The organism is Bacillus sp. Brlt_9, from assembly GCF_051948935.1.
In the GTDB taxonomy this organism is placed as follows: Bacteria; Bacillota; Bacilli; order Bacillales; family Bacillaceae_G; genus Bacillus_A.
The window spans coordinates 542495-563204 of record NZ_JAYJLO010000001.1 but is presented as its reverse complement, the minus strand read 5'-3'; the positions used below and the strand labels follow the sequence as shown (position 1 = coordinate 563204).

The 20710-nt window shown below is 34.0% G+C and carries 24 protein-coding genes; 7 read left to right on the top strand and 17 right to left on the bottom strand.

Going from position 1 to position 20710, the window contains the following annotated elements:
* Positions 1 to 42: 42 nt before the first annotated feature.
* The gene (locus tag VF726_RS03005; protein ID WP_440165705.1) at positions 43 to 870 is read right to left on the bottom strand and encodes a protein phosphatase 2C domain-containing protein; all 828 of its coding nucleotides are present in this window, start codon (positions 868 to 870) and stop codon (positions 43 to 45) included.
* Between the two features lie 127 nt (positions 871 to 997).
* Between VF726_RS03005 and VF726_RS03000 the strand changes: the two genes are divergently transcribed.
* Genes VF726_RS03000 through VF726_RS02990 form a run of 3 tightly spaced genes read left to right on the top strand, consistent with a single transcriptional unit; the run spans position 998 to position 2597 of the window.
* Positions 998 to 1408, top strand: a complete 411-nt coding sequence (locus VF726_RS03000) for a MarR family winged helix-turn-helix transcriptional regulator (RefSeq protein WP_440165703.1) — start codon at positions 998 to 1000, stop codon at positions 1406 to 1408.
* Positions 1392 to 1721, top strand: coding sequence for a DUF3147 family protein (locus tag VF726_RS02995; RefSeq protein WP_000545634.1), 330 nt, complete (start codon positions 1392 to 1394; stop codon positions 1719 to 1721). The genes VF726_RS03000 and VF726_RS02995 overlap by 17 nt, the downstream gene beginning before the upstream one ends.
* 36 nt (positions 1722 to 1757) lie before the next feature.
* Complete coding sequence (locus VF726_RS02990; protein ID WP_440165700.1) at positions 1758 to 2597, top strand: alpha/beta fold hydrolase; 840 nt, start codon at positions 1758 to 1760, stop codon at positions 2595 to 2597.
* A 39-nt stretch (positions 2598 to 2636) separates the two neighbouring features.
* Here the strand turns inward: VF726_RS02990 and VF726_RS02985 are convergent, their stop codons facing one another.
* From VF726_RS02985 to VF726_RS02960, 6 genes are all read right to left on the bottom strand, one after another.
* Positions 2637 to 3008 carry a hypothetical protein gene (locus VF726_RS02985; RefSeq protein WP_253621535.1) on the bottom strand — a complete coding sequence of 124 codons (372 nt, stop codon included), beginning with the start codon at positions 3006 to 3008 and terminating at the stop codon, positions 2637 to 2639.
* Between the two features lie 89 nt (positions 3009 to 3097).
* A complete protein-coding gene (locus VF726_RS02980; protein WP_440165698.1) occupies positions 3098 to 3673 on the bottom strand; it encodes a histidine phosphatase family protein in 576 nt (191 codons plus the stop codon).
* A gap of 179 nt (positions 3674 to 3852) precedes the next feature.
* The gene (locus VF726_RS02975) at positions 3853 to 4944 is read right to left on the bottom strand and encodes a serine hydrolase (protein ID WP_440165696.1); all 1092 of its coding nucleotides are present in this window, start codon (positions 4942 to 4944) and stop codon (positions 3853 to 3855) included.
* Between the two features lie 97 nt (positions 4945 to 5041).
* Positions 5042 to 5677 carry a cupin domain-containing protein gene (locus VF726_RS02970; protein WP_440165694.1) on the bottom strand — a complete coding sequence of 212 codons (636 nt, stop codon included), beginning with the start codon at positions 5675 to 5677 and terminating at the stop codon, positions 5042 to 5044.
* Between the two features lie 161 nt (positions 5678 to 5838).
* Positions 5839 to 6000 carry a peptidase gene (locus VF726_RS02965; RefSeq protein ID WP_098776925.1) on the bottom strand — a complete coding sequence of 54 codons (162 nt, stop codon included), beginning with the start codon at positions 5998 to 6000 and terminating at the stop codon, positions 5839 to 5841.
* A 65-nt stretch (positions 6001 to 6065) separates the two neighbouring features.
* Entirely contained in the window at positions 6066 to 6182 is a 117-nt protein-coding gene (locus VF726_RS02960) for a hypothetical protein (protein ID WP_002052063.1), read from the bottom strand.
* 41 nt (positions 6183 to 6223) lie between these two features.
* On the opposite strand from VF726_RS02960, the gene VF726_RS02955 reads away from it, so the two are divergent.
* Entirely contained in the window at positions 6224 to 6646 is a 423-nt protein-coding gene (locus tag VF726_RS02955; RefSeq protein WP_075310251.1) for a YfmQ family protein, read from the top strand.
* Positions 6647 to 6694: 48 nt separating this feature from the next.
* On the opposite strand, the gene VF726_RS02950 is transcribed toward VF726_RS02955, so the two are convergent.
* The 5 genes from VF726_RS02950 to VF726_RS02930 are packed head-to-tail and all read right to left on the bottom strand — an operon-like array spanning position 6695 to position 12486.
* On the bottom strand, positions 6695 to 7528 hold the full coding sequence (locus VF726_RS02950) for a hypothetical protein (RefSeq protein WP_440165691.1): 834 nt from the start codon (positions 7526 to 7528) through the stop codon (positions 6695 to 6697).
* A gap of 20 nt (positions 7529 to 7548) precedes the next feature.
* Complete coding sequence (locus VF726_RS02945) at positions 7549 to 8811, bottom strand: MBL fold metallo-hydrolase (protein WP_440165689.1); 1263 nt, start codon at positions 8809 to 8811, stop codon at positions 7549 to 7551.
* On the bottom strand, positions 8808 to 10478 hold the full coding sequence (locus VF726_RS02940) for an ABC transporter permease (protein ID WP_440165687.1): 1671 nt from the start codon (positions 10476 to 10478) through the stop codon (positions 8808 to 8810). The genes VF726_RS02945 and VF726_RS02940 overlap by 4 nt, the downstream gene beginning before the upstream one ends.
* 12 nt (positions 10479 to 10490) lie before the next feature.
* Positions 10491 to 11516 carry an ABC transporter substrate-binding protein gene (locus VF726_RS02935; RefSeq protein WP_429672523.1) on the bottom strand — a complete coding sequence of 342 codons (1026 nt, stop codon included), beginning with the start codon at positions 11514 to 11516 and terminating at the stop codon, positions 10491 to 10493.
* A complete protein-coding gene (locus VF726_RS02930; protein WP_440165685.1) occupies positions 11494 to 12486 on the bottom strand; it encodes an ABC transporter ATP-binding protein in 993 nt (330 codons plus the stop codon). The genes VF726_RS02935 and VF726_RS02930 overlap by 23 nt, the downstream gene beginning before the upstream one ends.
* Positions 12487 to 12648: 162 nt before the next feature.
* On the opposite strand from VF726_RS02930, the gene VF726_RS02925 reads away from it, so the two are divergent.
* Positions 12649 to 13542 (top strand): LysR substrate-binding domain-containing protein, encoded by an 894-nt coding sequence (locus tag VF726_RS02925; RefSeq protein WP_440165683.1) that lies wholly within the window; start codon positions 12649 to 12651, stop codon positions 13540 to 13542.
* Positions 13543 to 13582: 40 nt separating this feature from the next.
* Here the strand turns inward: VF726_RS02925 and VF726_RS02920 are convergent, their stop codons facing one another.
* Together VF726_RS02920 and VF726_RS02915 are read right to left on the bottom strand one after the other, a co-directional pair.
* Positions 13583 to 14107 carry a hypothetical protein gene (locus tag VF726_RS02920; RefSeq protein ID WP_440165681.1) on the bottom strand — a complete coding sequence of 175 codons (525 nt, stop codon included), beginning with the start codon at positions 14105 to 14107 and terminating at the stop codon, positions 13583 to 13585.
* Positions 14108 to 14233: 126 nt separating this feature from the next.
* On the bottom strand, positions 14234 to 15502 hold the full coding sequence (locus VF726_RS02915; RefSeq protein WP_440165679.1) for an MFS transporter: 1269 nt from the start codon (positions 15500 to 15502) through the stop codon (positions 14234 to 14236).
* A 118-nt stretch (positions 15503 to 15620) separates the two neighbouring features.
* Between VF726_RS02915 and VF726_RS02910 the strand changes: the two genes are divergently transcribed.
* Together VF726_RS02910 and VF726_RS02905 are read left to right on the top strand one after the other, a co-directional pair.
* Positions 15621 to 16835 (top strand): helix-turn-helix domain-containing protein, encoded by a 1215-nt coding sequence (locus VF726_RS02910; RefSeq protein ID WP_440165677.1) that lies wholly within the window; start codon positions 15621 to 15623, stop codon positions 16833 to 16835.
* A 66-nt stretch (positions 16836 to 16901) separates the two neighbouring features.
* Positions 16902 to 17081 (top strand): H-type small acid-soluble spore protein, encoded by a 180-nt coding sequence (locus VF726_RS02905; protein ID WP_071723071.1) that lies wholly within the window; start codon positions 16902 to 16904, stop codon positions 17079 to 17081.
* Between the two features lie 210 nt (positions 17082 to 17291).
* Here VF726_RS02905 and VF726_RS02900 read toward each other — a convergent pair whose 3' ends face one another.
* The 3 genes from VF726_RS02900 to VF726_RS02890 form a co-directional block, all read right to left on the bottom strand.
* Positions 17292 to 18116, bottom strand: a complete 825-nt coding sequence (locus VF726_RS02900; protein WP_440165674.1) for a class C sortase — start codon at positions 18114 to 18116, stop codon at positions 17292 to 17294.
* Between the two features lie 21 nt (positions 18117 to 18137).
* Positions 18138 to 18938, bottom strand: a complete 801-nt coding sequence (locus tag VF726_RS02895; RefSeq protein WP_440165672.1) for a class C sortase — start codon at positions 18936 to 18938, stop codon at positions 18138 to 18140.
* A gap of 90 nt (positions 18939 to 19028) precedes the next feature.
* On the bottom strand, positions 19029 to 20687 hold the full coding sequence (locus tag VF726_RS02890) for a SpaH/EbpB family LPXTG-anchored major pilin (protein ID WP_440165671.1): 1659 nt from the start codon (positions 20685 to 20687) through the stop codon (positions 19029 to 19031).
* Between the last annotated feature and the right edge of the window lie 23 nt (positions 20688 to 20710).

Sequence of the window (20710 nt, the reverse complement as noted above, 5' to 3'; positions counted from 1 at the left end):
CAAAAAGGAGTTCAAGGATAAAAACCTTGAACTCCTTTTATATTAATTAGCGCATCTTTTATTTTCAGTATCGATGGACCATCCAATAATAGTGGCACAATCTCTACCTTTCCACTGCAGTACATTTGTTAATACTGGCTCAATCTGTAAGCAACTTCCGTCGTGCAATATTTCTAATAAAGATTGATCATCATCAAACCTTCGTTTATCACACTCTAAAATACCGTCCGTTGCCATTACAATGTGATTCATTCCTTTTTCTAATCCTCTTACACCTGACGTAAAGCAAGGTGTATTTGCTGCGAAAATATTTTTTCTACCGATATATTCGTAATTTTTTCGTTTATTTAATCGCCCTTTACCATTCTTCGTTTTCTCAGAATGAAATAAATATGCGAAGCAATCACCAACTGATAGCCAATATAAAAATTCGCCTTTTCGCAAACAAATTATGCATGCAAGTTCCTCATCATCTTGATCACATTTTTCAATAAACAATTCATCTGTAAATAACGCTAATAAGTACATATGTGTATGATGAAAAGCTAAATGTATCGGGTAGGAAAATAACTCTTTTAATTTCTCTTTTCTTTCTGAAATTGCTTCTATTATATAATTTATATTTTTTGTTTTGTGGTGTGTATCAAAAATCATAACAAATTCAAATTGTAATTCAGGGTCCCACCAAGCAAGCACCGCATCTCCTCGTTCATATGCATCACTTTCTTGATTTCCCCCATATACGCCGACTGAAAGAGGACCACATTTTTCAACATGTATTTCATCTACATACATCTGTTCATGACTCATCCATTTGAATGTATTCACAGCTATCATCCTCTCTCTTGCTAAATGTATACCTTTACACATAGATTACCTTATATTTCAATAAAAATAAACTTTTTCAACATTTTTTATCCAAATAAAAGGATTTTATTTCTACCCTCACGAATATATCTTATTGTACGATATAAAAAAAACAGGGGGATTTATCATTATGAAAGACATTAATCAACATTGGGAGAGCATTTATTATCACTTACGATATGAGTATGAGGACAACCTTTCTCACCAAGCCATTCGTATTTTACAACTCATTTCTCGTGAGAAAGATATAACAATTGGAAAAGTCGCTACTGAGCTTAGTCTCTCTCATAACACAGCGTCTGAACATGTAAAGCGCCTTATTCAAAAAGGATTTATCATGAAAGAAAGAAACAAACAAGATGAAAGAGTGGTGAACCTTACATTAACGAAAGAAGGCATTGAAGTATTAGAAAAGCATACTTTACTAGATAAAGAAAAGATAAAGATATTAGAATCACAGTTATCGAAAGAAGAACAACAATTAATCGAAAAAGCTTTTTCGTTATTAGCGAAGGAGGCAAAGTATGCATTTCCTCGTTAAAGTAATCGTTTCGGCACTTATTATCGGTGTTATTACTGAAGTAGCTAAACATTATAGTACGATTGGCGGCTTTATTGCTGCCCTTCCTCTCGTTAGTTTACTGAGTCTATTTTGGATTTCTTTCGAAGGCGGGAACAAACAAGAATTAAGTCAATTTGCTATAGGCGTATTATATGGATTTCCTGCATCCGCACTATTATTATTTATCGTCTATATTGGTTTAAAAAACTCATTTTCACTTAGTACATCTGTCCTACTTGGTATAGGTGTTTGGTGCATTGTTTTTGCTTGTCAAAAATTATTTCAAGCTTAGTTAGGAGGGTTTACTATTTATAAATTTGTAGAGGTATTGGGGCAAACTATAGAAGTATATATAAAAGGATGTAATACACAAACTGTAGTCATTCAAACCGGAATGGGTTGCTCATTTTATGATTGGTTTCCTATTATAGAAAAGCTTTCACAACACTTTACAGTCGTTTCATACCATCGCCCAGGTTACGGAAAAAGTGATCTAGGAAATGATTCGCGTACTATAAGGCAAGTGACAAAAGAATTACATATTTTAATACAGAAATTAGCTATTCACGAGCCTATCATTCTAATTGGTCATTCCTACGGAGGCTTATGTGCACAACATTTTGCGATGTTACATGAAGATAAGTTGCAAGCACTTATTTTAGTTGATTCTACTTCCATGAACTTACACCGATTAGATGAACTTCATTTACCAATTTCTGATCAAACGGATTCGGATGATATGTGGCTTAAAAAATATAATACATATTCCAAAATGGATGTAGACATGCTTTCTAATGAACTAAAACCTATGCTATCCGGTCAATCAAGACAGCAAATTGAATTTTCTACCTCTCCTCTATTGTATAAAGCAACAGCTTCTGAACTATATGAATGGAAAAATTGTGCTCACTCAATAAAAGAGCTATATAAAACATTAGAAATAGCATTAATCGTTATCGGTAGAGATCCTCATTATTCTATTACTCAGTTGACTGAGGATGGCATGCCAAAAGAGGAAGCGACACAACTTGAAGCAATGTGGCAAGAACTGATTCATGAACAATTACAACTCTCAATACATAGCCAATATATACTTGCCGAACATGCTGGTCACGGAATCGAAAATGATCGACCTGATATTATTATTAAAGCAATTCAATCTCTATAAATAAAAAAAGGAAGCAACTAAAGCTGCTTCCTTACTTATCTATTCATAATCTTCTTCATCATCGATTTCTTCGTAATACGCATTCCCATTACTTACATAAATAGGACCGTTCGCAACATCAATACGTAATACCCATGCCCATGGCACAGCTAAACGCTTATGTATTGCTCGCCAAAAGCTCATTGATTTTCTTTCGTACTCCTGGAACTCCTGAAGTAACTCTTTGTAGGAGGAACCGTCTAACTGAATATTTGCTTCTAGCAAACGAGAATGGGCATAGTACTGCAGCTCTAGTTCAGCAGCAATTTCCATTTCTTCTTCCGTTGCCATACCTATAATTGTTCCATCTGCTGGTACAATTTCATATACGTTGTGAACTTCAATAAGCCCTTCTTTCTCTTTCTCAAACATGTAAACAGCCTCCTTTAACATATATATTTTTTGTTACAAAGTCATACTTCTACAATAACTTCTCTCTTTCCTCTTTTTTTGATAAACTTTTACAAATTATTTATCTGATAATCTGTAGACTCTATTCTTTCAGCAGAAATGAAACAATAATTATCAAAAGTTATTTTATACACGTCAGGCATATGGAGGTTTTTCCAAAACTGAAGATCATATTTCGAGTCGAAATAATTCATTAGTAATACCATAATATTTCCATGCGTACCTATTGCAATATTCTTACCTTTATATTTTTTTAATATATTTTGCATACATATTACAGCACGCCTTTGCGCCACATCATTCGACTCTCCGCCTTCATATGCAAAACTCCAATCCCCCCACACATTCTCCATAGCATCATTAAAATCTACTACTGGCTCTGAACTTAATAACCTTTCTTTTAAATCTTCTTCTATTTCTATTGATACATGATATGTATTCGCAATTCCTTGTACAGTTTGAATTGCTCTTTTATACGGGCTAGAAATCACAACATCAATATGTTTATCTTTTAATAAGTGTGTTACATTCTCTGCATCTAAGTGCCCTTTTTCAGATAAAGGACGCTCCCGTTCTTCTTTTGTATAGGTAGAATGGGCATGGCGAACGAAATATATTGTCGTCATTTGTTCATCCCCCTTTTTTATTTCTATTCAAATTCAATAAATTAACATCAAATTCCTTTACTTTTATAATACATGCTGTCAATTTTACATGTTGCTTTTCATATTAATGAAAGGGAAACACCTTAATACGGCGTTTCCCTCATTTAACATCATCTTGTTTACATAATAAAATTATTCCATTATAACTTCTTTCTAAACTCTTCATCCACTATAGCATCTTGAATAAAATAATCTATATTATTTATCAGCTTTTGATATACAACTTGATCTTCTATATCGTTAAACATAATGACAACTTCTACTTTATTCCCTTTCTTATCTGTAGTATACAAGCTTTTTGTCAATACGAATGCGGTAGAACCACCTTTTTGACCAGCATATTCTAACTTACTATTTTTAACTGTTCCTTTGAAAATGTTCTCGATCTCTGCTTGCATTGTTTTTGGAAAATAACCCCTGCTATTTATCTTTTCCATTATACTCATATAATCTTTAGCGTTTGCACCCACTAATCGATCTGACCAAATTCGCTGAAATTCCATATCTACCTTTAATGGAATATCCCGTTTTTTCCATTCTTCTTCATCTTTCATCCATTCATGAATTTGTAACACATGTTTATTATATTCTTCCTTTGACATGTTACGTATCATTTCTAACGATTGATTTTCTGGCTCATGAAGCTCTTTTTCCACATACCCTCTCATATATAGTGAAGCAGTATACGAAGAGAACTTGTCATGACTAGTAAGCTCTAACTCTTTTAAACTATCATTTACTCTTTCTATTCCAAGCTTATCTAACAAATATGTCGTATTTGCATTAGAGCTATAATGAATCATTCCTTTTGCAACTTCTTCTAAAGCAATTTGTCCATTTTTCACTAATTCTCTCGCTTTTGCATCCTCTAACCAATCAGGATGTGCCCCACCATCAGTGTTTTTAACATAATATTTTTCTAGCTCCTGCAATGAAATTTGTTCATCACGATTGATTTTTCCTTCTGACACTTGCTTAGCAAATTCAACTGCTATTACGATTTTTGCCGTACTCGCTAATGGTAATTTTACATTTTCATTTATAGATGTTACTATTTCCCCATTTTTTCTAATGAGTAATGAACATGTTTTATCACCTTTATGTTCTTTTATGTACTTTAATACGTAATTCGGATCTTCTTTTGACAAATAGTACTTCATAATAAAAAAGAAAGCTATAATGGCTACTATAATGACACATAAAACGGTTCCTATAATCTTTACTATGTTCACGATATGCCCCCTTTACTGAATTCCCTTCTATATAATTATAACGAACGGAGTTACAAAATTATACAAAATAGAATATCTCTTCCTAAAAAAGAAAGAGTTATTCTATTTCACATGATGTTATTTGTCCATTTAACGTAACGACTATATTTGATTCGTCACTTTTTTTCACACTATTTATTCGATTTGAGTTAGGAGGACCAATTACAACTGATTCCTTAATTGGCGAAAGGTCTTTCTCTAATTTTTCTGCACTTACACCGTATGCAGCTTGAAATACTTCTGGCGGTGTTAATCTCAGTATGTCTGACCCTTCTGCTGTTTCAAACTGATCGTTATTGAAGAACAAATGTAATTGTACTTCTTCTGTTACCGCTGTGATCCAATGCCACCATCCCATTGGAATAAAGACAGTTTGCCCCGCTTTCACATGATAATTTTGTAATTGATTCGTTTCTGGATTTAAGATAGATGTAATTGCTTCTCCTGATACAACAACATCCAATTCCCACGCATTCGGATGCCAATGCGGTTCTCGCATATGTCCTTTTGTCATAAACAAATCAACAAACGCTCCTCCTATCATCGCTGGTAACTGCGTTGACGTAACTTCATATGCAACGTTTTTCTCATCCCTTTTAAAAAAGATATTTTTTCTTGAATCAAAGAAAAGATTTGGAGTTCCTGAACTTTTCTTTAAATTTTTATTATCTGGAACATAACCTGAACTACTCATTTTATCCCTCTTTTCCACTCCGAACATTTCGACTTTCACACTGTATCGTATGGAAAAAATGTATGAATGTGCCTAAGCATTGATATAACAAAAAAACATGCCTTCATAAGGAGAGCATGTTTTGTGATATTCTTCACATTATTTAGCTAAAAATAAAATTTTTACTTACCATGATGTAACATTAAATCACTAAGCTCTTCTTCAATGTGATTTAATTTCGCAACGCCTTCTTTCCATTTATGAATATAACGTGAAACCCCGACAATAAATAAAACAATAATTGTAGAAAGAATAATACCATATACGATTGCTACAGTACTCATAGTTACACTTCCTTATAATTAGTAATGTGGTTATTAGTTATATTTTTATTATAAACCTTTTTCTTTTAAAATACTTCGATTTCAACTTTTTGTAACAAAATTGATTTTTCTAATATTTCGTTCATAAAAATGGCATATTTTTCACAAATTATACAAAACTTCACCTTATGTACTATTACCATATGAGTTATATTATTTAATAGGAAAAAGGGGATGATATACTATGACGACTTGGTTTATTGTAATGTTAGTTGTATTTGGGGCATTTAAAATTATCGTTTCTAGCCTTCCGAACTCTGTTATTGAATCCATTATTAGCAAGTACGAAACACATCCACAACTGGAAGAAGAGAATTCGACAGTTACAATCAATGGAAATAACTTAGAAGGCGAACAAAAATCTAAAATTATTCATGATTTTAACGAAGGTTTATTTTTAGATCGCTATTATGCACCACCACACAATGAGGGTACTCCTTTAATTATTAATGCAAAACGCGGCAAAAAAGATTTTACATTTTATATTTATAGTCATGAAGAGCATGTTGATGTTGTAAAGCAACATAAAAAGAAGGTCGTTGCTTATAGTTTACGCTCTAAAAACCTTCAAAATAATGATATGTTCGTGTCAGCTGATTTAGCTTAATACCCATATATAAAAGGAATCCATGGCATATGGATTCCTTTTTACTATTTATTGAAAAATAAGCTCTGTCTTCAAACTATCTTTCGGTAACAACCATCCTTTTTGTTCTAAACTCTTCATTAATAATTCTCTTTGTTCTTTCGCAATACTTTCCTCATTGGTTTTAAACGACAGTTCTATTACGAAATCATCTTCTATTTTCCCTGTATTACTTAGTGGCCAAACTTCAATATTCGTTTTACTATTTTCAAACTCCCCTGTATACCTTTTCATTAATACAGGACCATAAATACGGGAATCCCTTAACATCTCTTCTCCCCAATTCGTATACAGCCATTTATTCATTTTCCCTGGTAACTTTTCTATTAACATGTTTTGAGCAGCTTGTTCGTCTGGTAGATCAAGTACTCCATATCCTTTAGCACTGTAACTTTTCTTATTTGAAATACTTAACGTTTTCTTCTCAAATCCCCAGTCTATTTCTGCCTCATAATTATCAGTTTTACTGTCAAATCCATCTTTTTTAGCTACTTCTAGTGCATCTTGAATTACACCGTTTTGAATCGGGTATCTTTTTTTATATGTTAGCTCAAAATCTTTACTAAATTCTTTCCTTCGAATTCTGGCAAACCAGCCTTCATTACTTAAATTTTTATTTGCCGTATCTAAAAACTGTACTTGTATTCTTTCATAATTTGTACCAGCCTGGAAATGCTCTAGTACATCTTGCTTCATCTCTTTGTTAGGACCTAGTACTTGTTCTGGCTTTAATAATAACTTCACTTCAAAACTAGGTGTCATTGGACTAGCAGTAAACCCTTCCTTAACTTTATAAAGGAAGCAACAAAAGAAAATACTTACGAATACAAATACTCTTTTCATATACCTATCCCCTTTACATTTCAAATGACTTCTATACGTTCCATAGTAAGTGAATATACATTTTCATACCCTGCCGTGCTAAGCTTTTTCTGTAATCGATCCGTATCCTCTTTCAAAGCGTGTACTAACACCGTATGTTCTGGTGATAATGTATTTAACATCTCTTTCACATCTCTTATACTTTGGTGAACTTTGTATAGAACCCGTTTCACCCTACATTCTTTACCTACACGTTCTTTCAAAACTTTTTCTGCAAAACTCCCTTTGGCAATATGTCCCGTAAAGATAATAGAATTTCGTTCTTCATGTCGGAGTTGTTCATAATATAACTGAGCTCGTTTCGTTTGCATATTCGCATCACTCATTACAACTATTCCATAACTATTTTGCATGCATATGTCATGATCCATAACTATTATGTTTCTTTTTAAACGCTCTACAATCTGTTCCAGTTCTTCATTATTTTTTATCCAATCTTTATATACGAACATCTCTTGGAATCCAGCTAAGATTTCTTTATCTACTATGATGGGAAGTTTTTTATATTTTTCATATAAATACAGTACGATATCTTGCGCCCTACCCAGTGGGGGCAGTGGTAGTAATGCTACCCCTTTACTTTGCACCACTCGTTCAATTTCTGCACATAGTTCGTCTACTCGTTCATTTTGCGAAACATCATCAGTGTGATATGCGGCATCTACGATGGCAACTTTTATATCGCCACGCAATTTCTCAGGTAAATTAGCTCGTAGTATGTTAGACTCTGCTGAATAATCGCCAGAATAAAATACATATGTATGACTCATATCCACTAAAAACCAAACAGCCCCTAATACATGTCCACTATACCCCCATTGAAAACGCAATGTTGGAGTAATTTGTATCCATTCATTTGGATTACTAATCTCATCAACATATACATAATTTAAATCTTTTATGTTTTGGTCACTATAAGGTACATTCCATCCTCGCGTCACATTGTATTTTCTCCATTTTTCATAATAAGCTGGAAGTTGCTCCTTCGTATAACGAGTCGTCCAAATTTTTTTCTTATATCCATACTTCGCTAATAAAGGTAAACCCATCGTATGATCTTCATGAATATGTGATAAAAATACTGCATCTAAAAACGGCACAACTTCCCTCTCTATTTTTGGATAACTATCCTCATATGATCGATTAATACCACAATCAAATACTATTTTCGTTTCTTTATTTTTTACGAAGTAGCAGGACCGACCGTATTCTCCCGCTCCTCCCCATACTTCCATCCTCATCATGCTACCCCTTTTCGTTTTTGCTCCATATGCTGCAGAAGTAATAAACATAGTGTTGTAAGTCCAACTGAAACGACGGCCATCGCCATTCCAATAGATACTTCTCCTTGTTCAAATTGAGCAAAAATAAATGTTGCTGACGTTTCTACCGATGGAGGTAGTACGAGAAGCGATGCTACTAACTCCCTTATCGAGATTGTAAATGTCATCGCCCATCCGGCAAGAATACCCGGGATAATAAGAGGTAATATTATTTTTCTAAAGATATACATGTAATTCCCAGAAAAAATACTTCCTGCCTGCACAAGAGAATCATCAATTTGCCCGAGTGATGCTTTTACATACTGCACCGTATAAGGTAAAAAAAGAACAACGTACGTTACGATAACCATGACTGGTGTATTGTAAATGGACAGAGGCATATAAGGTGAATTCCAAAATAAAATAAGCCCTACAACCATCACGATTCCTGGTACCATATTCGGTAACATACCGCACATATCAAGCCATTTTTCAGAGGACTTTTTCCCCTTTCGAATCATAAGTGCCAAAAACACTCCAATCATAACAGCAATAATCGCTGTTATAAGTGAAAAAAGAAAACTGTTCCATAAAGCTTCTAATCCTGGAGATCCGATTGTAAATAATGCTTCATAATGGCTTGTTGTAAAATTATTCAGATGCAAACCGCCGCCTCTTAATTTCGATAATGAAGCAATCAGTATAGAAAAATACGGGATTCCAATTGATACGATTAATAAACCAATTACATAAACCCATGCTACAACGCGCGTAAATATAGACAAAGTATACCTTTTAGATTTCACACCTTTTCCACTAACCATTGCATATGAGTACTTTCGATTCAATACATTTTGCATATACCAAATGAGCATACACGCACTAAGTAATAAAGAAGATAATGCTGTTGCACTACTAAAATCAATCGGCCAACTCGAAATAAATTTATGAATCTCAGATGTTAACACATGAAATCCTATCCTTCGTCCGAATGTAGCTGGTGTCCCAAATTCAGCAATCGTCTTTACGAAAATGAGTAAGGCACCCATTACATAACTTGATACCAATAGCGGCAATATGATTTTTCGTAAACGATAGAAAAAGTTTCCACCATGAACTGCTGCTGCTTCTTCTTTACTACTCCCAATTTGAAGTAACGTATTTTTCAACATAAAATAAAGGAATGGGAATAAATGCAGACTCATAATTAAAACCATACCTCCTAAACTAAAAAACGAGGATGATATCGTCTTTAGCATCGGAAAAAACTGTTCGAAATAGCCGTTAGGTTGCATGAACAAAATCCAGCCCATTGACCCAATATACGGCGGTGTCATAAATGGGATCATAAAAACAACATCTAACTTGCTATACTTTCCAACATCTGTTTTGCTCATAATGAACGCTAATGGAAATGCAAATACGGTAGCTCCTATTACTACAAGTACACCGAGAAGCATCGAATTTAGAAAAATCCCAGCTAATCCACCACTCTGCATCACTTCAAAAGGCTTTAAAAAATTCCAACTACTATTTTCATATACACTAGAAAATAAAATGAGAAAAAGCGGAACGACGATTAACATCGCCACAAGTAACAACGCTACCGTCATTCCAATTTGCCTTACTGATACGAATCGATTTACCATGTAATCACCATCTTATTGAAATACTTTCTTAAATTGTTTTCCTATTTCATCCTGTTCTTTCTCCACTGTTTTCCAATCAATATTTAATACTGGAATCTCTTCTACATTCGGTCTATTTTCAGCTTTTATATCTGTTCTACCAGGCAATAAATATGCTTTAGAAATTTGTTTTTGCACATCATCTGATAATAAATAATCAATAAACTCTTTTGCACCTTCTACATTTTTACTATCCTTCATAATGCCTGCTGCGCGTGGACTAATGACTGTTCCGCTTTTTGGATATACGATATCAACTGGTTCACCCTTTGCTTTTGCACTGTACGTCATATAATCAACACCCGCAATGACCATATCTTTTGCACCTGTTACTACTGGATCTAATGCTTCTTGGTTTGCCCCCGCTACTGTAACTTCATTTTTCTTAAGCTGTTCAAATAAATTCCATCCATCTTTTCCATTCTTTTTCACGTATCCTGTTACAAAGTCTAAAGCCGAACCTGAAAGTGCTGGATCCGGAAAATTCACCTTCCCTTTCCATTCTCCTTTTGTTATATCGCTCCAATCTTCAGGTGCTGCCTTCACATTTTTTGTATTGTACACAATTCCTAATGCTGAAGCACTATATCCGAAATAATGCCCTTTATCATCCGACCATTCAGAACGAAGCTTATCAGCTTGTTTCGCTTCTTTATAAGCTAACGTTTGACCATCTTTCTTTAATCCTTCCATCGCTGGTAAAGAAGCAAGTACCACTACGTCAACGACTGGTTTTTTCTTTTCAGCTTCCATTCTCGCTAAAATCTTACCTGTTGTTCCTTGAAACATTTCCACTTTTATACCCGTTTTCTTTTCAAAGTCCTTTTGAATTTTTTCTGCTAATCCTTTTGGTCCTGCACTATATACAACAATTTTCTTTTCATTCGTAGTTTTACTTTTTGCATCTGCATTACCTGTCTTTGAGCTACACCCTGTTACTACTGCAGAAAACAGTAAAGTACATACAAATAAAGACTTAAGCGAACTGAATTTCTTCATACGATTCTCCCCCTATATGATGAATACATTTTTTTGGTACATATAACGATACTGGTTTCCCAATGCTTAGTTTACTATTGTGATAAGCTGTCCATATTCCGAGTGTCCCCATGTTTACTTTCACTTCATAACGCTCTCCTACATATGTAACGTACTGAACTTCACCTGTATACATTTCGCACACATCATTTTTTGTCCAGCTCACATGCTCTGGACGAATCATTTTTTTACCCTCTACAAGCCAATTTGCCTTACCAACAAATTTTGCAACAAATTCATGAGACGGTTTCACATAAATATCTTCTGGTGTTCCTTTTTGTAATACCTCTCCTTGTTTCATTACAATAATTTGGTCTGACATTGACATAGCTTCTGTTTGATCGTGAGTGACATACAATGCCGTTAAACCGATCGAATGAACGATATCCATAAGCTCTAATCGCATTTCTTCTCGCAAAATTGCATCGAGTGCACTAAGCGGTTCATCAAACAAAATAAAATGCGGTTTTGTTACAATTGCTCTAGCAAATGCGACACGTTGCTGCTGTCCGCCAGAGAGTTCATGCGGATATCTTTTCTCCATCCCTTGCAAACGAACTCGCTTTATTGCCTCTTCTACTTTTTCTCGTAATTGATTCGTTTGCTTTGTAGCTCTTAAACCAAATGCAACATTTTCAAAAACAGTCATGTGCGGCCATAAAGCAAAATCTTGAAATACCATACCGATATTACGTTCATGAGGAGATGTTTTTATTTTTTTAGCAGAAGAATACATGCACGTATCTCCGAAATATATTTCACCTTTATCTGGCTCTTCCAGTCCTGCAATCATTCTAAGTAATGTCGTTTTCCCGCATCCCGAAGGTCCTAAAAGTGTGGTGAATTCACCTTGTTTCATAACAATTTGTAGCGGTTTTAACGCCTGCGTTTTTCCAAATGCCTTTTCTAATCCACTAATTGTAATATCCATTGCTTCACCTCTCTCCCCTCATTCTTAACCTGCTTTCATTCTATATGGAAGATTTATACTGAATGTTAATGTACTGTAAAGATTAAATTAAAAAACTTCTAATAAACTATTTATTTCTATAGATTTTTTCTATAGTTAAAATAAAAAAGGCGGCAATTCATAATGAATCTCTTAAAATTAGAAATTGTAGTACTTATTAAGAAATACAAAAAGCTTACAATCGTTGCAGAAAAACTTGGCGTTAAACAACCAACTATTACATTTCATATAAAAAGCTTAGAAGAAGAACTCGGTGTATCTCTATTCGAATTACGTTCTGGAAGGTATTTCTTAACAGAGGCTGGTGAGGCTTTGCACCATTATGCTTGTAAAATAGATGCACTTATGAAAGAAGCTAGACGTGTCACGCAAGAGTTTAAAGATTTTCATAAAGGTGCTATAACAATCGGCGCTAGTTATGTACCAGCGACTTATCTTTTGCCAGAAGTCGTTCATCAATTTCAATGTGAATTTCCCAATATAAAAATAACGCTACTAGTGAAAACAGCCCCTGAAATTCGAATGATGCTACAAAATCACGAAATCGATCTTGGGATAATTTCCGCTGCTCCATTTGATGAACCACTTTTAAAACAAACGAATATAATGCCCGATACACTTGTTCTTGCCTTTTCCAAAGAACATCATTTTTCAAAGAAAGACAATGTATCGTTACAAAATATCGAAAAGGAACGCATACTATTGCATCGTAATCCATCTACAACGAGAGATTTACTTACAAAATGGATGTTAGCTCATAACATTACATTCCAATCAGAAATTGAATTAGATTCATTAGAAACGATGAAACAAATTTTAAAATACGGTAATGGGGTTGCCTTTATTTCTAAACTTGCTATTGAACAAGAAGTACAACGAAATGAACTACGCTACATTCCCATCCCTGGATTTGAATTCCAACGTAACATTTATACGATTCATCATGAGGACAGATGGAATTCTAAAATTATTTCTTTTTTACTACATAACATCACTTCTTATGCAGAAAAAAATTAAAAGGCTGTCGTGTATAACGACAGCCTTTTAAACTATAACTCTATTTATTTTTCTTCGCTTCAATTTTTGCTTGTGCCTCTTCAGCCTTATCTAATGCTTCTGAAACTTTCTTCTCTTTTTCTTTCACGTCATCTATACTATCTACAGCTTTAATGAGTTTATCGATTCCTTCTTCTTCTACTTTTCTACGCTTTGCTACTCTTTCGTTCACTTTCTCTTCTACATCTTTTGCTTTTTGAAGCATATTCTCTGCATTTGATGTTACAGCTGTTTCAAGTGCATCGTCTTTTTTCATTTGCAACACTTCATTTGCAATGTCTTTCGCTTCTAAATACTTACCGTCTTTTAATGCTGTTGCTCCGTGATCCATTTTCTCGGCCATTTCTTTATATGATTTCGCTTCATTTCCTGATTTCTCTTTTTCTGCTTTTTCGAACCACATTGTTGCATCACTATATTTTTCATCTTTCAATGATTGCATACCTGTTTCAATATATGTGTCATAATTGCTACATCCAGCCAGTACGACTAATAGAAAAAGCATAACAAAACTTAATTTTTTCATGCTGTTGTCTCCTTTTCTTTGCAAGCTCACTTTACTTTAACATACATGAAAAAGAGTTTCAAAAACTAAAATACTAATTTAGTCATTTTTATAATGATAAGTCAAATTTTTATTATTTTCTTATTTTTAAGCGGACACATCTACTTGTTTTTTCGCCATATGTTGCTTTACTCCAACTAATACAACTAACAATAAACCTCCGCCTATTGTCATCATAACAATGCTAGTTGGCAACATATCTAATAGTAGTCCATATACAATCATACCAAGCGGCGCGATTGCAGTCGCAATTGTTTCAAGTAGGCCAAACACACGCCCTAGGTAGCTCGGATCTGTCGTTTTTTGCATATGTACTTGCATTGGAATGTTTACAATCATAATTGCTATACCAGTTAACATCATAAAAGCAATATAGTAAATAAAACTTGCTACTTTTGGAATGATAACTAACAACGGAAAGACTGTACATAAACTTAAACCTGCAAACAAAAACAGTCCAGTATAAATAGAACGAAACGGATTATTCACTTCTTTACGCACTGATAAAGCAATCGCTCCCATTAGCATCCCGACTGCTAACATTCCCTCTACAGTACCGAGTTGCTTTGAAGATAAATGCAATGTATGGACGATAATGTACGGAAGTGCAACTGTTAGACCACACGCAAAAAAGTTTACCCACAATGCTATTTTCATTAAACCATATATTTCACGTTGTCTTTTTACATATAAAAAACCTTCTTTTATACTCGTCAAGAAATGCTCTGTACTTTCAGCCACTTCTTTTTTATATAAATCAAATACGATAAATAATTGCAAAATAACCGCTAAAAAGAACGTAATGCTATTCAATAGGAAAAACGATTTAATTGAAAAGAAACCATATACAACTCCGCCAATAATCGGCCCTAAAATATTTGATAAAGAAGCCGCCGTTTGATTTAAAGCACTCGCTTTTTGAATACGTCCTTCATCTACTAAACTCGGAATAGACGAAGTTAATGCAACAGAATAAAAACTTGCACAAATTGATAATAATGCTGCTGAAATATAAATAAAAAGAAGTGACGGCCCAAAAGTAGTCGCAAGAATAAACATAATAAGCATCGTTAAACTACTTAATAAATCAGTACCAATAACGAGCCATCTTCGATTCACACGGTCTGCTACAGCACCCGCAATCGGACCACAGATCATCCGTGGAAGTGATCCGCAAACGAGCGTAGTTGCAAATCCCATCCCTGAACCAGTTGTCTTTAATACGTATAATCCCATTGCAAACGTATAAATACCCGCCCCTAACAAAGACGTCATTTTTCCAATCATCATTAAAATAATATTTCTCGTTGCAATCTTCATTTTCGAATCATTTTGACCTATACTTACATCCCCCATAATGACACTCTCCCCTTAAAAGTTAAATTGTGTTAAACTTATTATATAATCGACTTTCTAATTTTTACAACAAAAAGTTAAATACAATTTAACTTCCCAATTATAAAGGAGCAATAATATGGCAACTCTCGGTGAAAAAATTAAAGCGTTACGTAAAGAAAAAAAACTTACACAAACAGATCTGGCAGGTTCGAAACTTACAAAAAGTATGCTTAGTCAAATTGAAAATGGAAAAGCTACACCTTCCATGAAAACATTACAATATATCGCTGAAAAACTTGAATGTGAAGCGAGTTTTTTATTAGAAGATGATGATGGAGAAATTGTAGAACTGATTACAAAAATGGAGCAACTCATAAAGGAAAACAAATGTGATGAAGTGTACAAGACTTTACTACCTATCGTTCAAAAAGAGCTCCCTTCTACTTTAAATACGGCTCGTATATACAAACAATTCGTAACTGCTGCGGTGATTATGAAAGATTACAACATTGAATCTTACGTAGAAAAAGCTGTTTCTATTTTCGAAAAATATAAGTTATACCGAGACAGTACGGAAACAAAATTAAAATTATCTTTTGCGATATTTACACGTAAAAAGTATGCAGAATGTTTACAACTTATATCTAATATTAGAAATGATTATGAAGAGAAACATTTAGAAATGGATCTCATTATACATATTGATTTATGTTTATATGAAGCCATCATATTACTAGCATGTGGCGATTATGAAAAATGTGAAGAAACGATATTAGAGACACTCGCATTTTCAAAAAAACATCAAGTGTATTATAAAACAGATGTATTTTACCGGATTTTATCTTACCAAAAAGTCATTACAGTTGATAAAGAGCGTTATTTATATTACATAAAAAAATCTGAACAATTTGCCATTTTTACAGAAGATACTCTATCCATTGCGATGACTAATATTTTAAAAGCTTACTACTACAACACGATTACTAATGAATATACAATCGCATTAAAACATCTAGAACAATATCGAGAAAAACTAAAAGATCAGCCCATTTTTCAAGACGACGGATTGTATTATCTTGAAAAAGGAAAATCTTTATACGGATTAAAACGTTACGAAGAAGCTTTAGAAGCATTGCAACGTGGCATTATACCGGATTATATAAACCATCCATTGGATCAATCGTGGCTTACAACAGCAGGTGCATATCGTGCACTTTGTTACGTCAAACTGAATGATAAAAAAAGAGCTCTTGAAGAAGCAACAAAAGCAAATGAAATGATACAATCGTATCCGGATTCTATTTTCTCTTCATTTATTAAAGAAACATTACAAATAATACAAAAACTTTAAGAATGTCTCTAAATGGTATATTATTCCTCTTTTTTAGCAAAGATAATAATGATGGGAGGAATATAAATGAATATTCAACGTGCAAAAGAGCTTTCTGTGTCATCTGAACAAGCGAATGTCAGTTTTCAAGGCATGCCTGTTACAATTCAACACGTCGACGAAAGCAACGAAACCGCCCGCATATATGAAGTTAAAAATCCAGGACGCGAATTAACGGTTCCAGTTAATAGCTTAGAGGAAATATAAAAAATGCCACTTCGATTTTGAAGTGGCATTTTTCTTTTTTCTATATAAAGTGAAACTTTAATCAGTGGGGGTTTTCTTCATCCCTCACTGATTATCAGCCCTCACCAATCGGACTTTAATGGGCAGCCCGACCCCCACCTAACTTCTTTGCTTTCGCTGAATTTTGAGGTGGGGGTCTTACTGCCCATTAAAGCGGGATAAATGTCATTCCTATTTTCTCCTTAGTAATCCATATAAACCAATACAAATTACAATGAAACCTACTATTCCGCAAGCTAGTTTTATCAATATGTCTCTTGTTTCATAACTTCTAACTTCGACTACACTCTTTTTCAGACGTTCCATTTCATTTTGCTCACTTTCTACTCGCTCCCCATATACTAACAAACGATATTTGCTTGATGTATATGGTTCACATGTAAGCAGTGTAACTTTATCTTTTCCTTTTATTACATTTAATTTATCTACTTGATTTGGATAAATGATTTCACGGCCAATTACTTTATACACGTGCTGCTTTCCAAATACCTTTACATAGAATACATCTCCATCACTTAACCGATCAAGATGACGAAACATCGTTGCCCCGTGATATCCACGATGTCCTGCCAATACAGCATGTGTATCATTCCCACCAATCGGTAATGAAGTCCCTTCAATTTGCCCTACTCCTTTACTTAAGTTTTCTTGACTTGCTCCTAAGTAAATTGGCAACTCCTCATTTATTTTCGGAATAGAAATCGCACCAAATATTTCATCTTTATTTATAAAATGTAACGGTTCCGTACTTATTTCATCATCCTGTACAAATGGGTCACTCATTTTGAAAGTAGTTTTCCCTAACGATTTATTATACGTTTCCATCTTTCGAAACTTTTCATTTACATCTTCTGTTTTTAAATCATCAACCATTTTTTCATAACGTATCACTTCTGTCTTATACACATAATCGTTTATATAATTAGCAATCATTGGATATAAAAATAAGGATAATCCTGTAAGAAACAATACTATGCTTATAAATCCCCTTCTCACACACTCACCACACAATACATACTATTTTCGTTTTTTCAAATAGATTATTAGAAGAACGATGCAAATAATACCAATAGGAAAAACGATCATCCAATCTTCTAAAATGAAGGACTTTGTAATCATTTCCTTTTCTCCAGCATCATATGGAACACGGTGTCCTCTCACTAGTAACCTGTGCGTGTTCACTCCATAAGGGGTACACGTAATTAATGTTGCGTAATCTTGTCCTTGTACTACTAATAAATCTGCTGTCTCGTTTGGTAATACAACTTTTATTTGATCTACCTTATAGGCAAGTACTTTATCTAAGGAATGTATATAAAAGATATCATTCTGTTCGACTTTATCTAAATGAGTAAACATGAGTGCTGAGGGTAAACCACGATGCCCAGTTAAAACTGTATGCGTATTTTCTCCCCCTACTGGTAATGAAGATTCGTTCAGTTGTCCAATTCCGCGGCTTAGCACTTCTTCCGTCGTCCCCTGATAAATTGGAAGATTTACATTAATTTTAGGGATTTCTACATACCCCATAACATCCCCTATATTTAACATATCTACATATGAACTTTTCCCCTCATCACTCTTTTCATGAAATGGGTCCGAAAATGTTTGCGTCGTATTTTGAACGTTCTTATTATACTCTCGCGCTTCAGTTTCTTTACGCTCAATCTCTTCTTTCTCCAGCTTCTTTACCGCTTCATCATACATACTTACTTCTGAATAGTGGGTTCTCGTTGCAAACCAATTACTCACAGTTGGATATAGAAATATACTTAATCCTAGTAAAAAAATACTTCCAAAAATAATATTTCGCTTCATAACATCCTCTTTCACTTCGGATAGAATGTGGAAAAGAGGAAAGCATTATGCCTTTCCTCTTTTCCAAACTCAATTATTATAAAATGTGAATTAAGAATTCTTCACAGGTTTCTTTCTAAAGAAGATAAACGCTGCTGTCACCATTAATAACAGACCAACTATCGTGAAGAGAATTGTTCCCATACCACCCGTTGCTGGAATAATCCATCCACTCTTATTATTCTCAACTTGCAAATCAATTACATTTTTATCTTTATCTATTTTAATCTCAATCGGATCTCTTAATTTTTGGTATTGTTCTACCGCACCATCTTCGTCTTTATACGTTGGTGCTACCGTTTCAACAATTTGATATTCACCGTATGGGATTTCATTCCATGTAATAATACCATTCGCATCTGTGATATCATCCATTTTCTTGTTGTTTACTGTTACAACATTTCCTTTTTTATCTCGTAATTCGAATCTCGCACCTTCTAATTTCAAATCCTTATTCTTTCCGTCAACTTTTTCAATCTTAATAGTCCCCATTGTCGGTGTAACAATAACTTCATTAGATGGCTTTCCATCTTTTTCTGATGTAACATCATCTTTGTTTACAAAATCAAGTACTGCTTTGTTCGGAATTTTCACTCCAGATTCAACATCACCTTTAATTTTCGCAGTAATCTGTAAGTGTAATTTTCCCGCTGTTATTTTCGAAAAATCTTCTATCGAAGCAATAACCTTTTGTCCAGCTACAATCACATTTACAGTACTATCAGCAACCTTTTCACCATCAATCATTACTACTGGAGTCCCAACGATTTCTAAACGATCATCTAAAACATCTGTTACGACATAATTTTTATACGTTTGAATATCCTCAGGAAGCAATGTTTTAATATCATACGTATACTCTTTTTCACGATTTATTCCCGCATTTTTAGAATCATCATTAATCGTTTTTTCAATTGTCGGTTCTTTATAGTTCTTAACTTCTTTTTCTAGCTTCACTAATTTACCAGTTTCTTTAATAGAAAAAGGATATTCTTCTTTACTTGTTAAATAACCTTCTGGAGCCTTCTCCTCAATAAAATAATAGTCTCCATACTCTAACGACTCCACATGAATCTTACCATCTGTTCCTGATACTAATGGATGAGGTGTTTTTACTTGTGTGTGTGTTCCATCTTCATTTTTCTTAAATAAATGGAATTCCGCACCTTCTAATACACGACCGCCCTCACCTTTTTTTATTAACTCTACTGGAGCGCGTTTCGTTTCATTTTTTGGATAAATGTGAACATCGTAATTTAATTCTTTACCATCTGCACTCGTCATTGGAATATCAACTATAAACTTAGTCTTATCCAACTCAATATGTTCTGGACCTTTAGTAGCTTTTACTTCATAACGTCCTAAAGGAAGATTTGAAAAAACTGCTTCTCCATTAGCATCTGTTACTTTTGTAATAGAACTATCTGTTACTTTATCAATATTTTCTTTTACTATTTTCCCATCAGAAGTTTGCTCAAATGATGCGATACGTTTAATTTCAAATGTTACGTCCTTTAAAGGTTTTGCTCCATCTGGGACACTTTGTCCTTCTTTACCATTGCCCTCTACACCAGGCTTCGCATCCTTACCTTGCTCATATTTATGAATCGTTAACGTACCTGTACTTTTAGTCTCAGCACTAACCGTCATATTCATTAATGTTGAAAAAGCTAAAATACAAATTAAAAAAGTGCTAAAAATCTTTTTCATCAAATTCCACTCCCCTATTGTGT

Coding starts and splice junctions, on each gene's coding strand:
- VF726_RS03000 (WP_440165703.1), top strand. CDS start 998: ATGAAAGACATTAATCAACATTGGGAGAGCATTTATTATCACTTACGA.
- VF726_RS02910 (WP_440165677.1), top strand. CDS start 15,621: ATGGCAACTCTCGGTGAAAAAATTAAAGCGTTACGTAAAGAAAAAAAA.
- VF726_RS02890 (WP_440165671.1), bottom strand. CDS start 20,687: ATGAAAAAGATTTTTAGCACTTTTTTAATTTGTATTTTAGCTTTTTCA.
- VF726_RS02905 (WP_071723071.1), top strand. CDS start 16,902: ATGAATATTCAACGTGCAAAAGAGCTTTCTGTGTCATCTGAACAAGCG.
- VF726_RS02915 (WP_440165679.1), bottom strand. CDS start 15,502: ATGGGGGATGTAAGTATAGGTCAAAATGATTCGAAAATGAAGATTGCA.
- VF726_RS02930 (WP_440165685.1), bottom strand. CDS start 12,486: ATGGATATTACAATTAGTGGATTAGAAAAGGCATTTGGAAAAACGCAG.
- VF726_RS02925 (WP_440165683.1), top strand. CDS start 12,649: ATGAATCTCTTAAAATTAGAAATTGTAGTACTTATTAAGAAATACAAA.
- VF726_RS02985 (WP_253621535.1), bottom strand. CDS start 3,008: ATGTTTGAGAAAGAGAAAGAAGGGCTTATTGAAGTTCACAACGTATAT.
- VF726_RS02965 (WP_098776925.1), bottom strand. CDS start 6,000: ATGAGTACTGTAGCAATCGTATATGGTATTATTCTTTCTACAATTATT.
- VF726_RS02950 (WP_440165691.1), bottom strand. CDS start 7,528: ATGAAAAGAGTATTTGTATTCGTAAGTATTTTCTTTTGTTGCTTCCTT.
- VF726_RS02960 (WP_002052063.1), bottom strand. CDS start 6,182: ATGGTAATAGTACATAAGGTGAAGTTTTGTATAATTTGTGAAAAATAT.
- VF726_RS02980 (WP_440165698.1), bottom strand. CDS start 3,673: ATGACGACAATATATTTCGTTCGCCATGCCCATTCTACCTATACAAAA.
- VF726_RS02935 (WP_429672523.1), bottom strand. CDS start 11,516: ATGAAGAAATTCAGTTCGCTTAAGTCTTTATTTGTATGTACTTTACTG.
- VF726_RS02995 (WP_000545634.1), top strand. CDS start 1,392: ATGCATTTCCTCGTTAAAGTAATCGTTTCGGCACTTATTATCGGTGTT.
- VF726_RS02945 (WP_440165689.1), bottom strand. CDS start 8,811: ATGATGAGGATGGAAGTATGGGGAGGAGCGGGAGAATACGGTCGGTCC.
- VF726_RS02895 (WP_440165672.1), bottom strand. CDS start 18,938: ATGAAGCGAAATATTATTTTTGGAAGTATTTTTTTACTAGGATTAAGT.
- VF726_RS02970 (WP_440165694.1), bottom strand. CDS start 5,677: ATGAGTAGTTCAGGTTATGTTCCAGATAATAAAAATTTAAAGAAAAGT.
- VF726_RS02940 (WP_440165687.1), bottom strand. CDS start 10,478: ATGGTAAATCGATTCGTATCAGTAAGGCAAATTGGAATGACGGTAGCG.
- VF726_RS03005 (WP_440165705.1), bottom strand. CDS start 870: ATGTGTAAAGGTATACATTTAGCAAGAGAGAGGATGATAGCTGTGAAT.
- VF726_RS02920 (WP_440165681.1), bottom strand. CDS start 14,107: ATGAAAAAATTAAGTTTTGTTATGCTTTTTCTATTAGTCGTACTGGCT.
- VF726_RS02955 (WP_075310251.1), top strand. CDS start 6,224: ATGACGACTTGGTTTATTGTAATGTTAGTTGTATTTGGGGCATTTAAA.